Annotated in this window: 11 protein-coding genes and 1 rRNA gene; 5 read left to right on the top strand and 7 right to left on the bottom strand. The window is 46.3% G+C overall.

Annotated features, from left to right (window positions below):
• Positions 1–183 precede the first annotated feature (183 nt).
• Positions 184–294 (top strand): 5S ribosomal RNA (gene rrf / locus BLU98_RS03255).
• Between the two features lie 202 nt (positions 295–496).
• On the opposite strand, the gene rbp is transcribed toward rrf, so the two are convergent.
• From rbp to BLU98_RS03230, 5 genes are all read right to left on the bottom strand, one after another.
• Entirely contained in the window at positions 497–892 is a 396-nt protein-coding gene (gene rbp / locus BLU98_RS03250; RefSeq protein WP_026769330.1) for an RNA-binding regulator, read from the bottom strand.
• A 235-nt stretch (positions 893–1,127) separates the two neighbouring features.
• Complete coding sequence (gene rplI / locus BLU98_RS03245; RefSeq protein ID WP_092721875.1) at positions 1,128–1,574, bottom strand: 50S ribosomal protein L9; 447 nt, start codon at positions 1,572–1,574, stop codon at positions 1,128–1,130.
• Between the two features lie 105 nt (positions 1,575–1,679).
• Positions 1,680–1,943 carry a 30S ribosomal protein S18 gene (gene rpsR, locus BLU98_RS03240; protein WP_026769332.1) on the bottom strand — a complete coding sequence of 88 codons (264 nt, stop codon included), beginning with the start codon at positions 1,941–1,943 and terminating at the stop codon, positions 1,680–1,682.
• Between the two features lie 2 nt (positions 1,944–1,945).
• Complete coding sequence (rpsF, locus tag BLU98_RS03235) at positions 1,946–2,299, bottom strand: 30S ribosomal protein S6 (protein WP_026769333.1); 354 nt, start codon at positions 2,297–2,299, stop codon at positions 1,946–1,948.
• A 99-nt stretch (positions 2,300–2,398) separates the two neighbouring features.
• Positions 2,399–3,424 (bottom strand): endonuclease/exonuclease/phosphatase family protein, encoded by a 1,026-nt coding sequence (locus BLU98_RS03230; RefSeq protein WP_092721873.1) that lies wholly within the window; start codon positions 3,422–3,424, stop codon positions 2,399–2,401.
• A 131-nt stretch (positions 3,425–3,555) separates the two neighbouring features.
• Here BLU98_RS03230 and BLU98_RS03225 point away from each other — a divergent pair, with 131 nt between their 5' ends.
• From BLU98_RS03225 to BLU98_RS03210, 4 genes are all read left to right on the top strand, one after another.
• Positions 3,556–6,096: a TonB-dependent receptor gene (locus tag BLU98_RS03225; protein WP_092721871.1), complete on the top strand. Its 2,541-nt coding sequence runs from the start codon at positions 3,556–3,558 to the stop codon at positions 6,094–6,096.
• 14 nt (positions 6,097–6,110) lie between these two features.
• Positions 6,111–7,463, top strand: a complete 1,353-nt coding sequence (locus tag BLU98_RS03220; protein ID WP_092721869.1) for a DUF5689 domain-containing protein — start codon at positions 6,111–6,113, stop codon at positions 7,461–7,463.
• A 63-nt stretch (positions 7,464–7,526) separates the two neighbouring features.
• On the top strand, positions 7,527–9,365 hold the full coding sequence (htpG, locus tag BLU98_RS03215) for a molecular chaperone HtpG (RefSeq protein ID WP_092721867.1): 1,839 nt from the start codon (positions 7,527–7,529) through the stop codon (positions 9,363–9,365).
• 103 nt (positions 9,366–9,468) lie between these two features.
• Positions 9,469–10,530, top strand: a complete 1,062-nt coding sequence (locus tag BLU98_RS03210) for a ferredoxin--NADP reductase (RefSeq protein WP_092721865.1) — start codon at positions 9,469–9,471, stop codon at positions 10,528–10,530.
• On the opposite strand, the gene recJ is transcribed toward BLU98_RS03210, so the two are convergent.
• Positions 10,527–12,236, bottom strand: a complete 1,710-nt coding sequence (gene recJ / locus BLU98_RS03205; RefSeq protein ID WP_092721863.1) for a single-stranded-DNA-specific exonuclease RecJ — start codon at positions 12,234–12,236, stop codon at positions 10,527–10,529. The genes BLU98_RS03210 and recJ overlap by 4 nt on opposite strands.
• Positions 12,236–13,198 (bottom strand): polyprenyl synthetase family protein, encoded by a 963-nt coding sequence (locus BLU98_RS03200; protein WP_026774645.1) that lies wholly within the window; start codon positions 13,196–13,198, stop codon positions 12,236–12,238. Before BLU98_RS03200 ends, recJ begins: the two co-directional genes overlap by 1 nt.
• Between the last annotated feature and the right edge of the window lie 214 nt (positions 13,199–13,412).

Genomic DNA, 13,412 nt, shown 5'->3' with positions numbered 1-13,412 from the left:
AACAGCAAAGCCGAGTAGTACTAATTACCCGTAAGCTTTATTTTTTTCTTTTTGATTGACAAGCTTCCCAATATGAACTTATTGATGCCAAACGCAGTAAAGCCAAACGCTGAACGCACAACGCATAACGCAAGAATAAAGCGTTAGGCGTTAAGCCTGCAAGCGTTGAGCATCTGAAGATCTTATGGTGGTTTTGCCGGGGGTGTTCACCTCTTCCCATTCCGAACAGAGAAGTTAAGCCCCCCATGGCCGATGGTACTTGCACCTTGCTGGGAGAGTAGGTAGCTGCCATATTTATTAAGCCCGTTCACGAAAGTGTAACGGGCTTTTTTGTTTTATCACCTACCCCCGTCATCCCGAGCAAGCGTAGCGCGCCGAGGGACCTCCTCAAAGCTGCAGCAGGTCCTTCGACTCACTGCGTTCGCTCAGGATGACGCAAAAAAAAGTCTGACCATAAGAATAGCCAGACTTAAAATGTAGTGTCAGTTATTGGGAATTAATACCTGTTGTATCCACCACCATTGCCGCCACGATCGCGGTTGTATCCGCCACCGCCGCCACGGCTTCCGCCGCCGCCATAACCGCCACGGCTTCCACCACCGCCGCCACCAAAGCTTTTCTTTTTAAAGCCGCCTCTCTCGCCTTCAGGACGAGGAGTAGATTCGTTTACAACGATCTTGCGACCCAGCACTTCTGTATCGTGCAGTCCGCTGATCGCGCTACGCGCAGCTTCATCATCCGCCATTTCAACAAAACCAAAACCTTTGCTACGGTCGTTGTTGAATTTGTCAGTAACAATCTTAGCGCTTGTTACTTCTCCATAAGGCGCAAAAAGATTTTGCAGGTCTTCGCTGGTCATGTTCCAGTTCAGGTTTCCAACGTAAATGTTCATGTTTGAAAAAAAAATTAAGTGATCAAAAACCAATGAAAAACCAGTAACCAAGAACCCTGAAACATTTACGTAAAAACGTTCTGAGACATGGAAGAACTGTCATTGGACTCCCGAAGGTAGTGTTTTTATGGAAAAAGCAACTTTTTTTTCGTCAGGCTTATTTATCCACAAAAAAAGCCCCGCCAGAATGACCGGCAGGGCTTGAATTTCAATGTCAGAACAGAGAAATGAGCTTTTATTCGCCCACCACCTCAAAGTCGACCTCGGTAACCTGTCCGTTGCCGAAATCAATGGTAGCTTTGTAAGCGCCCAGTTCCTTCACCTCACCTACAATAGAAATACGCTTGCGGTCGATCTCGTAACCTTTCTGGTCACGGATAGCACGTGCGATCTGCAGAGAGGTAACAGTACCGAAGATCTTACCACTAGTACCGGTTTTAGCGCCAATTTTTACAGGGGCTGCCTTCAATACCTCGATCACTTTGTTGATCTCAGCCAGCATAATAGCTTCTTTCTTGGCTTTTACCTTCAGGCGCTCTTCGAGCTGCTTCAGGTTGGAAGGGTTGGCTTCTACCGCAAATTTCCCGGGAATGAGGAAGTTACGGGCATATCCATTCTTTACTGTTACCAGTTCATTACGGCCGCCCAGGTTGTCCACATCCTGAATTAAGATTACTTGCATGATTGATTGTTTAGTTCCCAAGAGCCCAGTCTTTATGATAAACTGTCCTCAGTCCACCTACGCCAAGGCTACGGCGGACAAGTTAGGGAAGGTTACTAATAAAGTTTATTTCAACAGATCGGTTACATAAGGAAGCAGCGCCATCTGACGGGCTTTCTTCACTGCGTCACTTACTTTACGCTGGTACTTCAGCGAGTTACCGGAGAGACGGCGGGGCAACAATTTACCCTGCTCGTTCACGAATTTCTTCAGGAACTCGATGTCTTTGTAATCAACGTATTTGATGCCGTATTTTTTGAAGCGGCAGAATTTCTTCTTGGGCTTCTCCTGCTTGATCGCGGTCAGGTATTTAATCTCGTTCTTTGCCATGATTAAGCCTCCGTTTTTTCAGTTACAGCAAATCCGCCATTTCTTTTCTTGTCGTTGTACTCGACGGCGTATTTATCGAGTCGGGTTACCATGTGGCGCATGATCTGCTCATCGCGCAACATTTGGATTTTCAACTTTTCGTTGAGTTCAGAAGGAGCAGTGTACTCCAGTACCCAATAGATGCCAGTGGTTTTTTTCTGGATCGGGTAAGCCAGTGATTTCAAGCCCCAGGGAGCGCTGTGCACTGTTGCACCGCCGTTCTCAGCGATGAAATCAGCGTACTTTTTCTGAGAAGCTTTGAAATCTTCTTCAGACAGTACCGGAGTAAAAATCACCATCAATTCGTAATGGTTCATTACCTGAATTTTTAGTTTATAATTTGGTTTTTCCCAGTGGATCCCGCCAGGGCGGGAAATCTGCCAAAACAGATTTGGGGCTGCAAAAGTAGGAAAAACTTATGAATTCTTCAAGAGTACTATAAACACAGGAAAATGATCGCTATACCCCGCCTGGTAGCTGTTCTCCTCCCAGGTTCTGAGGGGATAGCCCTTGTACCGGCCGCTTTTCTGCATCATATACGGTTTGATGTGTATGTGTTGCCGATAAAAGAACAACCCCTCCTTTCGACGCAACCAGGAAGGGGTAAGCAGGATCTGGTCGAACAAACCCCAGCTATCGCGGTGCGCCAGGGTGCCGATCCCTTTCCGGTAAAGCGCCAGCCAGGGATTGTACAGTTCATCCGGCGCCAATTTCCGGGGATCCCCCCTGGCCTTCAGTACATCCACTACACTTTTATTGTCGGGATTATCGTTCAGATCACCCATGACCAATATCCTGGCGGCCGGATCAGCTTGCCGGATTAAGGCAAAATGAGCACGACAGGTGGAGGCTGTAGCTTCCCGGGCAGGAGAGCTCCGGGCTTCGCCACCACGCCGGCTCGGCCAGTGATTGACATAAATATGCACAGTTTCCCCGTCGAGCAAACCCCTGACATATAAAATATCGCGTGTGAAAGCAGCATCCTTGCTTTTGCCCGGCAGCGTCACTTGCAACGGGATGCTTTCCTGTGGTTTGAAATATTTCGGCTGGTACAACAAAGCCACATCCACTCCGCGGCTGTCTCTTGAATCGTAATGGATGAAACGATACTGCCGTTGCTTTAGCAAACTGTGATTTACCAGGTCTTGCAATACGGTATCGTTCTCTATTTCGGCAACACCCAGTAACGCAACGCCATCGGGAGAATAATCCGTTCCTATTTCCCGGATCACCGTTGCCAGCCTGGTGAGTTTATCGGTATAGATATTCCCATTGTATCCTTTATCACCTGACGGTGTAAACTCATCATCGTTTACAATAGGATTGTCAACCGTATCGTATAGGTTTTCCAGGTTGTAAAATCCCGCAATGTAAACCTTGTATCTGTTCAATTGTACTGCGGCACAACAAAACAACAGGCAAAAACAAAGAATGATTTTCAACACGTTTGTTTTTTCAATAAAACTATCTCCTGCATGGCGACTGACTTTAAGTAATTACCGCAAATTTTTCCAGTACCAGTCTGGCCGGAGCCAATCCGCTCATTTTTGAATATCAAAATCAATGCACCCTTATGCTGAAATATTTGCTTCTCCTGACCGCTTGCCTGTTATGGGGAAACCTGCGGGCTCAAAAAAAGCCTGTGGATACACTGGGCATGATGTCTGCACAAGTGAATGACGCCGATGCCATGCCTGTGCTGTTGATGGATGAAACGGAGGGCAAACAATCCGGCGCTTCAAATATGCCTCCATTGCTTACCGCTGCACGGGATCCTTTTTATGCAGCGGCAACTTTTCAATTCAGTGCATTCCGCTTTCGCATCCGGGGTTATGAAGGACATTATTTTCAAACCACTATTAACGGATTATCCATGAACACTCTTGAAGATGGAAATACGCCCTGGTTGCTGTGGAGTGGACTAAACGATGTATTTCGAAATGCCGAAGTGGTACAAGGTTTGCGCAACAGTGACCATGTATTTGGTGGTATCGGGGGCTCGCTTGCAATGGACATAAGGGCTGCCCGCCAGCGCCGGCGAACGCAGTTCAGTTATAGCATGTCCAATCGCAGCTATACACACCGGTGGATGTTCACTTATCATAGCGGTATGCAAAAAAACGGATGGGCTTTTTCTTTTAGTGGCAGCAGGCGATGGGCAGCTGAAGGGCATGCACCCGGAAGTTTTTATGATGGATGGAGCTATTTTATGGGCATCGATAAAAAACTCAGCGAACATCAATCACTCTCACTGTCTTTTTTCGGTTCCCCTTTGCAATATGGCAGGCAAGCTGCCATATTGATGGAATCTATAGCGCTCCTGGGAACAACCAGGTATAATCCTTATTGGGGTTACCAGGGCAGCCGGAAAAGAAATGCCAATACCAGCATAGCCCACCAGCCTGTGTTATTGCTTACACATGAGAGGAAATTGAATCATCGCAGTAACTGGTTGAATTCTTTTGCATGGATAAGCGGGCGCCGCAGCAGTACGGGACTCGATTGGTACAAAGCGGCCGATCCAAGGCCAGATTATTATCGTTACCTGCCTTCGTTCCAATCAGATTCATCGCTGCGTGTGCTTACGGCCGATGCCATCAGGGAGCAGGTATCTCTCCGGCAGATCAACTGGGAAAAATTATACCAGGCAAACAGGGAGTCTGTTGAAACGATCTCTGATGTCAATGGCGTAACGGGAAGGAATGTACAGGGACTACGATCGCGTTATATCATCGAAGAAAGGATGAATGCCCAGCAGCGGATACATTTCAGCAGTTTACTAGCAATGGAAGCCAGTGAACGTCTTATGTTAAAAGCGGGGATACAGCTCCAATACCAGGCACAGCATCGTTACAAAAAACTGAATGACCTGCTGGGCGGTGAGTTTTATGTGAACTGGAACCAGTTTGCAGAAAGAGATGCGATACAGAATGCCGATGCCATTCAGTACGATCTGGATCAACCCAACCGGATCATCAGGAAAGGAGATGTGTTTGGATATGATTACAGTTTATTCAGCCGTTCGGGAACTGCATGGATGCAAGCATCTTTTACCGGAAATAAGATCGATGGTTTTGCTGCTGTATCGCTTACGCATACTGCTTACCAGCGCGAAGGACATGTACGCAATGGGTTATTTCCCGGCGCCTCCTTTGGCAAATCTGATCTTGTTACATTCAATACCCATGCTGTAAAAGCCGGGTGTACTTATAAGCTGAACGGGCGGCGGTATTTCTTTCTGCATGCAGCATTGCTTACCAGGGCGCCGCTTGCTGCCGATTTGTTTATTTCACCGCGCACCAGGGATACCAGGCAGGATGTACCGGTCAATGAACAAGTGCAATCAGCCGAGGCAGGCTATGCATGGAATACACCACTTATCAGGTTCAGGCTAACAAGTTATATCACACGGTCACAAAACGGACTCGACCTTCTTTCATTTTACCACGATGAATACAAAAGCTTTGTGAACTATGCCATCAACAACATCGGCAAACTATACTACGGTGTTGAAATCGGAGGAGAAGCACAACTAAATACGAATTGGTCATTGGCTATTGCGGTCTCATTGGGGCGGCATTATTATAACAGCCGGCAACAGGTATCAGTGAGCCTGGACAATGATGATTATATAGTGGCCAAAGAAGAAATATACATCCGGAATTTCCGGTTGCCCGGATCGCCGCAGGAAGCGTATCACACGGAACTGCGTTATCAGTCGTCCCGCTCTTTCTTTTTTAACCTGGCGGCCAATTACAGCAGGCAGCGCTGGCTCGACATGAACCCGTTTCGCAGAACCTATACTGCGTTGCAGGGCGTAACGGAACAAAGTGAACAATGGAACAAGATCATTGGCCAGACTGTGTTGCCACCCGCATTGATCATGAACCTGTTTACAGGTAAGTCATGGTTGCTGCACACAGCACAAAAAGGCAAATACAGAACATTACAGGGGTATATCAGTGTCAGCAACCTGCTCAACCAAGTTTTTATAACGGGAGGATATGAACAACTCCGGTTCGATATGGCAGAGAAGGATGCGGACAGGTTCCCGCCCAAATTTTATTTCAACCAGGGTGTTCTTTTTTCAGCAGGACTCAGTTTTCGTCTCTAACTAAAAATAATTGTATGAAAAGCCCTTACCATCAATTGACAGGTACAACATTGTTGTTGGCTCCCATGGTGCTGTTGGTGATCTTTTGTAATAAAAAATGGGATGAACCATCCGGGTTTACCGGGCCGCAGATCAGTGTTACCATGACCATCAAAGAACTGCGTGAACTGCATGCGCCAGGAGGTTTTGAGCAAATTACTTCCGAACAGGTCATTGCAGGAATTGTAGTGGCAGACGACAGCAAGGATAATTTTTATAAATCTGTGGTGATACAGGATAGCACTGCGGGAATAACCATCAAAATGGATGGGTACTCTTTGTACAACACTTTTCCCGAAGGCAGTAAACTGTTCATCAGATTACGCGGCCTCTGGCTGGGTGAGTATGGGAAAATGTTGCAATTGGGTGGCAGTGTTAACCGTAAAAATCCCACTTCCCCGGAGCTGGGCGGAATTCCGCAGGCATTATTCAGCAGGTATTTGGTAAGAGGCCAACTGCAACAGACGGTAACGCCTAAAACGGTGCGGATAGATGAACTGTCCGATGCATGGCAAAGTCAGCTCATACGGCTCGAGCAGGTGGAATTTGCTGCATCAGATACCGGGAGACCTTATGCTGACGTGTTGAACAAACAACCTGTTAACCATGTGCTCAAAGCTTGCGGTGGCGGAAGCATTTATGTGCGGACCAGTCCCTATGCCAAATTTGCCGCTTTACATACACCCAGGGGCAATGGGAGTATCACAGGAATTTACACCGTGTATAAAACCGAAAAGCAATTGCTCATCAGGGATACGGGTGATGTGCAAATGAATGAGCTTCGTTGTACTGGAAACGGAACACGCACACTGTTGAGTGAAAATTTTGGATCACAGGTTGCAGATACTGTTGTGCAACTGCCAGGATGGAAACAGATAACGGAAGCGGGCGACAAAAAATTCATAGCGAAAAAAACTGGTGGAAAAACCTATGCCGAATTATCGGCCTTCGCCACCGGCCAACCGCAGGTAACCACCTGGTTGATCAGTCCGCCCCTGAATTTCAGCAGCAGTTCCAATGAACAGCTACAATTCAAAACAAGGGATGGCTACGATAACGGAGCTACGCTGCAAGTATTGGCCTCTACCAATTACGATGGGGGAAATAGTCCCTGGAAAGCTAAATGGACCGTACTTTCTGCCCAGGTTGCCAAAGGGTCTGTTACAAACATAGCCGCCGGTTGGGTCAGTTCGGGGAACATCAGCCTGCGCAGCTACCGGGGACAGGTATATATTGCTTTCCGGTACGAAGGTGCCGATCCGCCACAGACGGCCCTTAAAAGGACTACTTTGTTTCAACTCAGCGATATTACCGTTGTGGGAAACTAATGTCATCCTGTCAGCATAGCCTTTTTGGTATTTTCTTTGTTCATTTGCACCGAAAAAACTGATATGCAAAAAGGCCAGATAAGGGTTCAGACGGAGAATATCTTCCCGATCATTAAGAAATTCCTGTATAGTGACCATGAAATATTCCTGCGTGAACTGGTGAGTAATGCTGTGGATGCATCCCAGAAACTGAAAACATTGTCTTCCATCGGGGAGGCAAAAGGAGAACTGGGAGAACTGCGGATCGATGTGGTATTGGATGCCAAAGAAAAAACGCTCAGCATTATCGACCATGGTGTGGGTATGACGGGCGAAGAAGTAGATAAATACATCAACCAGGTAGCTTTCAGTGGAGCTGAAGAGTTCGTGAATAAATACAAGGACGCTAATATTATTGGGCATTTCGGTTTGGGTTTCTACAGCGCCTTCATGGTGAGCGATAAAGTGGAAATCTATACCAAAAGTTTCAAGGAAGGCAGTGGTGTTTTCTGGAGCTGCGATGGAAGTCCCGAGTTTGAATTGTACAATGTAGATTACAACGAGCGCGGCACCAAGATCGTGCTGCATATCAATGAGGAAAGCGCGGAGTTTCTTGAAGCTGGTCGTATCAAAGGCATACTGGAAAGGTTTTGTAAGTTCCTGCCCATCCCCATTTATTTTTCAGAAGCAGGTGAAAAGAAAGAAGGAGAAGAGAAATCTATCAATAATACCGATCCCATCTGGATCAAAAAGCCTTCGGAACTGGCCAAGGAAGACTATGAAAAATTCTACAGGGAATTGTATCCTTTCGGTGAAACGCCTTTATTCTGGATACATCTCAATGTAGATTATCCATTCAACCTTACCGGCGTATTGTATTTTCCCAAGATCAAGCAGAGCTACGAAATACAGAAAGATAAAATACAACTCTATTGCAACCAGGTATTCGTTACAGATGAAGTAAAAGATATTGTTCCCGAATTCCTGATGTTGCTGCATGGCGTGATTGATAGTCCGGATATTCCGCTGAACGTGAGCCGCAGTTACCTGCAAGGCGATCCGAATGTGAAAAAGATCAATGCGCACATTACCAAGAAAGTGGCGGATAAGCTGGAAGAAATATTCCGCAACGAAAGAACATCTTTCGAAGAGAAATGGGAGAGCCTGGGATTGTTTGTGAAGTACGGTATGATGACCGATGATAAGTTCCTGGAAAAAGCCAGCAAATTCCTGGTAATGGAAGACGTTGACGGAAAGTTCTATACGCTGGACGAATACAAAACGGCTACCGAAACCCTTCAGAAAAACAAAGAAGGTAAACAGATCATATTGTATACGACCAACCCGGTTCAGCAGGATGCATACATACAGGCAGCCAAAGAAAAAGGATACCTGGTGGTAAAAATGGAAACCCTGGTGGATGCCGCTTTTATCAATAACATGGAGATGAAATGGGAAAATACCAGTTTCACACGAGTGGATGCAGATATCGTAGACAACCTGATTGACAAACAGGAGAGCAGCAATACCGTATTGAGCAAAGAAGAAGAAGAGCAATTGAAAACGTTGTTCACTTTACAAATTGCCGATCTGAATGTTACCACAGAAGTAAAGGGACTGAGTACCAACAGTGCGCCCGTAGTGGCTACGCGTCCGGAATTCATGCGCCGCATGAAAGATATGGCGGGTGTAGGTGGTGGTGGCATGACCGCTTTCTATGCGCAAATGCCCGATGAAGTGACCCTGACGGTGAATGGTAACCATCCTATTTACCAGAAACTGCTGAAAGAAACCAATGCAGATATACAACAGAAACAAGTGAGAACCCTTGCCGACCTGGCATTGCTTTCACAAGGATTGCTGAAAGGCAATGACCTTACCAGTTTCATCAACCGCAATGTGGAATTGATGCAGGGGAATTAAATAATTGTGCAATGTGCAAATAGCTCAATGTGCCAATGAGATGATGCAAAATAATGCAGGGCCGTTTACGAAAAGTAAATGGCCTTTTTGTTAATTTCAATTTATGCAGGAACAGGCAGGCCCATCATCTATACGCTTAAAAGTCAAGCAGGTCATTCGTGAAACGCAGGATACCCGCTCTTTTATTTTAGAACCTATAGGAGATGTGCCCTTGCAATACATGCCAGGCCAGTTCCTCACTTTTCTTTTCAGACAGAGCGGTGGTGCGGAAGCGAGGCGCAGTTATTCCCTTTCCTCAACACCTTTATTGAACGAGCCGCTGATGATTACTGTTAAGCGCACAACAAACGGTGAATACTCCCGAAGACTGGTTGATAAAACGAAAGAAGGCGATGAATTGCTTACGATCGGCGCTTCTGGTTTCTTTACTTTACCTACAACGTGGCATCAATACAAACAACTGATTTTTTTTGCGGCAGGCAGTGGTATTTCACCGGTCTATGCACTCATCAAAACGGTATTGTACAGCAACGACAAGCTTCCTGTTGTACTGATTTACAGTAACCGTTCTCCCGAAACCACCATATTCTGCGAATCGCTGAAAACATTGCAGCAGGCTTTTCCGGGAAGATTCCAGGTGATCTTTTTATTTAGCACGGTTGCTGATCTTTCCAAAGCAAGATTGAATGTAGATCTTCTGCATTGTTTGTTTGGTAGCCAATCTGCTGAACAATTGGGAAAGCAATTGTTCTATCTATGTGGCCCCTTTGAATATATGCGCATGATCACTATTGCATTGCAAGGTCACGGTGTGCCGCCGGCCAATATCCGAAAGGAAATATTCAATGTAGAGAAACCACAGAAAAGACCTGCCCCTCCCGATACGAAGCCACACCAGGTAAAGCTTCTGCTGGCAGGCAAGGAATATCAATTCGAAGTGCAATACCCTGTTACCATTTTACAAGCAGCCAAATCGTTGCAAATACCTGTTCCTTACAGTTGCGAAAGCGGCCAATGTGGAACCTGTGCTGCTACTTGCCTGAAAGGAAAGGTTTGGATGTGGCACAATGATGTGTTGTTAGACGATGAGGTAGCCAGCGGAAGGGTGCTCACTTGTACCGGATATCCAGTAGAAGCAGGTGTACTGTTGCAGGTAGGAACTTAATGATGTTCCGGGTTGCTTAGATTGAGATCGATGACTTTCAACTGCAAATTCTTCTCCCCATTCCATTCATTTTCATCGATGGTGAAAACTATGTCGACAGGTGCGTTCATCTGCAACAAATGGAATTTGGAAGCCAGGTTGAATCCAATGCCGGTGAAACTGATCCTTTCCTGTTTTACTACAAAGCGGATATGGTGTTCTTTTACAACACGCGAATAACCTGTATCGGTTACGCGACGGGCAATGAATACGGGCCGCGCATTATCGGGCCCGAAAGGCTCCATCTGTTCCAGTATTTTATAAAGCGATGGAGTGATCTCTGAAAAACGAATGGCTGCATCAATGACAATCTCCGGTATCAACAAATCATCAGTGATCTGAGCGGCCACTACTTTCTCGAATGCTTCAGAGAAAGGCTGCACATTTTCAGGCAGCAAAGTCATGCCGGCAGCAGCAAAATGTCCGCCATATCCCAGCAGGTATTCGCGGCAGGCATAGATGGCTTCATAAAGATTGAAACCAGCCACGCTTCTGGCGCTGCCGGCAACATAATCACCACTGCGTGTGAGCACCACAGTGGGACGATAATATTTTTCAATTAGTCTGCTCGCTACGATACCCACTACACCTTTGTGCCAATGCTCCTGGTACACGACAGTCGTTTTCCTGTGCAGGTTTTTCTCATCGTTTTCGATCACCGCTAATGCTTCTTCGGTAATGGTGCTGTCGGCTTCCCGGCGATCGGCATTATCGTTGTGCAACATTTCGGCATAACCAAGCGCAGTTTGGTAATCCTGTTCAATGAAGAGTTGTACGGCTTTCCGTGCATCGTCCATCCTTCCCGCTGCATTAACCCTGGGTGCAATCACAAAAACGAGGTTATTGATAGATAGCGGTTTGCTGATACCTGCCAACTGCATGAGTGCCCGTATCCCGTTATTTGGTGATTCATTCACCTGCCTGAGTCCGTAAAAAGTCAAGGTCCTGTTCTCTCCGGTGATGGGTACAATGTCAGCCGCGATAGCGGTAGCCACCAGGTCGAGATAGGGGAGATAAGTATCGGCAGGCAGCGATAGTTTTTCACTCAAAGCCATCATCAGCTTGAATCCTACGCCGCAGCCGCAAAGTTCTTTATAAGGATAAGGGCAGTCGGCTTGTTTGGGATTGAGTATGGCTGCTGCTGCAGGTAATACCGGCCCCGGCAAATGATGGTCGCAAATAACAAAATCGATGCCCAGTGTTTGTGCATATTCCACCAGTTCTACCGACTTGATCCCACAGTCAAGCGAAATGATCAGCGTAAAACCTTTTTCTTTGGCAAGATCGATACCCGGTTGCGAAACACCGTAGCCTTCCCGGTAACGATGCGGAATATAAAAATCAATGCGGTCATAAATAGTATGAAGATAGCGGAAGAGGCAAGCCACTGCGGTGGTGCCATCTACATCATAATCGCCATAAACCATTATTTTTTCATGACGTTCGAAAGCCAGCATGATGCGGTCAACGGCCTTCTGCATGTCTTTCATTAACCAGGGACTGTGCAGGTCTGATAGCTGGGGACGGAAATATTGTTTTGCTTTATTAAAGTCATCGATGCCGCGCTGCACCAGTATACCACAGAGCGTCTGATTGATTTTCAGCGCTTCATGGAGCGCCAAAGTTTTGGCCTCATCCTGCTTCGCTATTTGCCATCGTTTCTGCATCAATATTCCCGGTCTGTGGTATAACGCACCAGCTCTTCAAGTGCGCTTCGCACAGGCGATTCGGGAAATTCGTGCAGAATGGCCAGGGCCTCATTGCGGTAGCTCAGCATTTTTTCCGTAGCATACCGGATACCGCCTGACTGGGTAACCGCGTCGATGACGAATTTCACTTTATCTTTTTGCTGGTTCTCGTTCCTGATGATGTAAATAAGTTTTTTCTTCAGTTCTTTTTCGCAATGATTGAGGGTATAGATCAAAGGCAGGGTCAGTTTTTTTTCTTTGATGTCGTTACCGGTGGGCTTGCCTATATCCTGGCTGCCATAATCGAACAGATCATCTTTTATCTGGAAGGCCATGCCCACTTTTTCACCAAAAAGCCTCATTTTTTCAACAGGTACCGGCGAATCGAAGGTAGTAGAAGCGCCGGCCGCACAAGCCGATGCCAGCAAAGAGGCGGTTTTGCCGTTAATAATTTCGTAATAAGTGGCTTCTTCCAGGTTAAGTTTTCGTGACTTCTCCATCTGCAACAGTTCTCCTTCGCTCATTAGTCTTACTGCTTCGGTGAGGATTTCCAATACACGATGATCTTTATTATTGAGTGACAGGAGGAGCCCTTTCGACAGCAAATAATCTCCTACCAACACGGCTATTTTGTTTTTCCAAAGCGCATTAATGGAAAAAAATCCCCTTCTTTCCAGGGCATCATCTACTACATCGTCGTGCACCAGGGTGGCGGTATGGAGCAGTTCAACCAGGGAGGCGGCGCGGTAGCTGCTATCGTTGATATCCCCGCCCAGCTTGGCACTCAGGAGTACGAACATAGGCCGGAGTTGCTTCCCTTTACGCTTTACTATATACTGCATGATCCGGTCCAGCAGGGCAACCCGGCTCTTCACAGCTTCCCTGAAATGGGATTCAAACCTTACCAATTCCTCTGATATGACCTGTTTTGCTAAATTCATTGTCCAAATATGCTGCAATATAGCAGGATAGATACAATATCAGATACAATAAACAGGGGTCAGGCAGCGTTATTTACTTTATAAATGTCTGTAAACCTGTTCGATGGCCCTTTTGGCTGTGAATAAAAAAAACCTGATAAAAGTTGGATGAATGTCATATACAGCATATTTTTGTCATGTTTTACTTGAGATCGGTTAAATTCTTAAATATCAA

This window comes from Hydrobacter penzbergensis, assembly GCF_900106985.1.
In the GTDB taxonomy this organism is placed as follows: domain Bacteria; phylum Bacteroidota; class Bacteroidia; order Chitinophagales; family Chitinophagaceae; genus Sediminibacterium; species Sediminibacterium magnilacihabitans.
This window is presented reverse-complemented; position numbering and strand designations above follow the sequence as displayed.

What these genes read in the sequence shown, in the direction of transcription:
- BLU98_RS03220 (WP_092721869.1), top strand. Translation starts at nt 6,111, where the DNA reads ATGAAAAGCCCTTACCATCAATTGACAGGTACAACATTGTTGTTGGCT.
- rbp (WP_026769330.1), bottom strand. Translation starts at nt 892, where the DNA reads ATGAACATTTACGTTGGAAACCTGAACTGGAACATGACCAGCGAAGAC.
- htpG (WP_092721867.1), top strand. Translation starts at nt 7,527, where the DNA reads ATGCAAAAAGGCCAGATAAGGGTTCAGACGGAGAATATCTTCCCGATC.
- recJ (WP_092721863.1), bottom strand. Translation starts at nt 12,236, where the DNA reads ATGCAGAAACGATGGCAAATAGCGAAGCAGGATGAGGCCAAAACTTTG.
- rpsF (WP_026769333.1), bottom strand. Translation starts at nt 2,299, where the DNA reads ATGAACCATTACGAATTGATGGTGATTTTTACTCCGGTACTGTCTGAA.
- rpsR (WP_026769332.1), bottom strand. Translation starts at nt 1,943, where the DNA reads ATGGCAAAGAACGAGATTAAATACCTGACCGCGATCAAGCAGGAGAAG.
- BLU98_RS03200 (WP_026774645.1), bottom strand. Translation starts at nt 13,198, where the DNA reads ATGAATTTAGCAAAACAGGTCATATCAGAGGAATTGGTAAGGTTTGAA.
- rplI (WP_092721875.1), bottom strand. Translation starts at nt 1,574, where the DNA reads ATGCAAGTAATCTTAATTCAGGATGTGGACAACCTGGGCGGCCGTAAT.
- BLU98_RS03210 (WP_092721865.1), top strand. Translation starts at nt 9,469, where the DNA reads ATGCAGGAACAGGCAGGCCCATCATCTATACGCTTAAAAGTCAAGCAG.
- BLU98_RS03225 (WP_092721871.1), top strand. Translation starts at nt 3,556, where the DNA reads ATGCTGAAATATTTGCTTCTCCTGACCGCTTGCCTGTTATGGGGAAAC.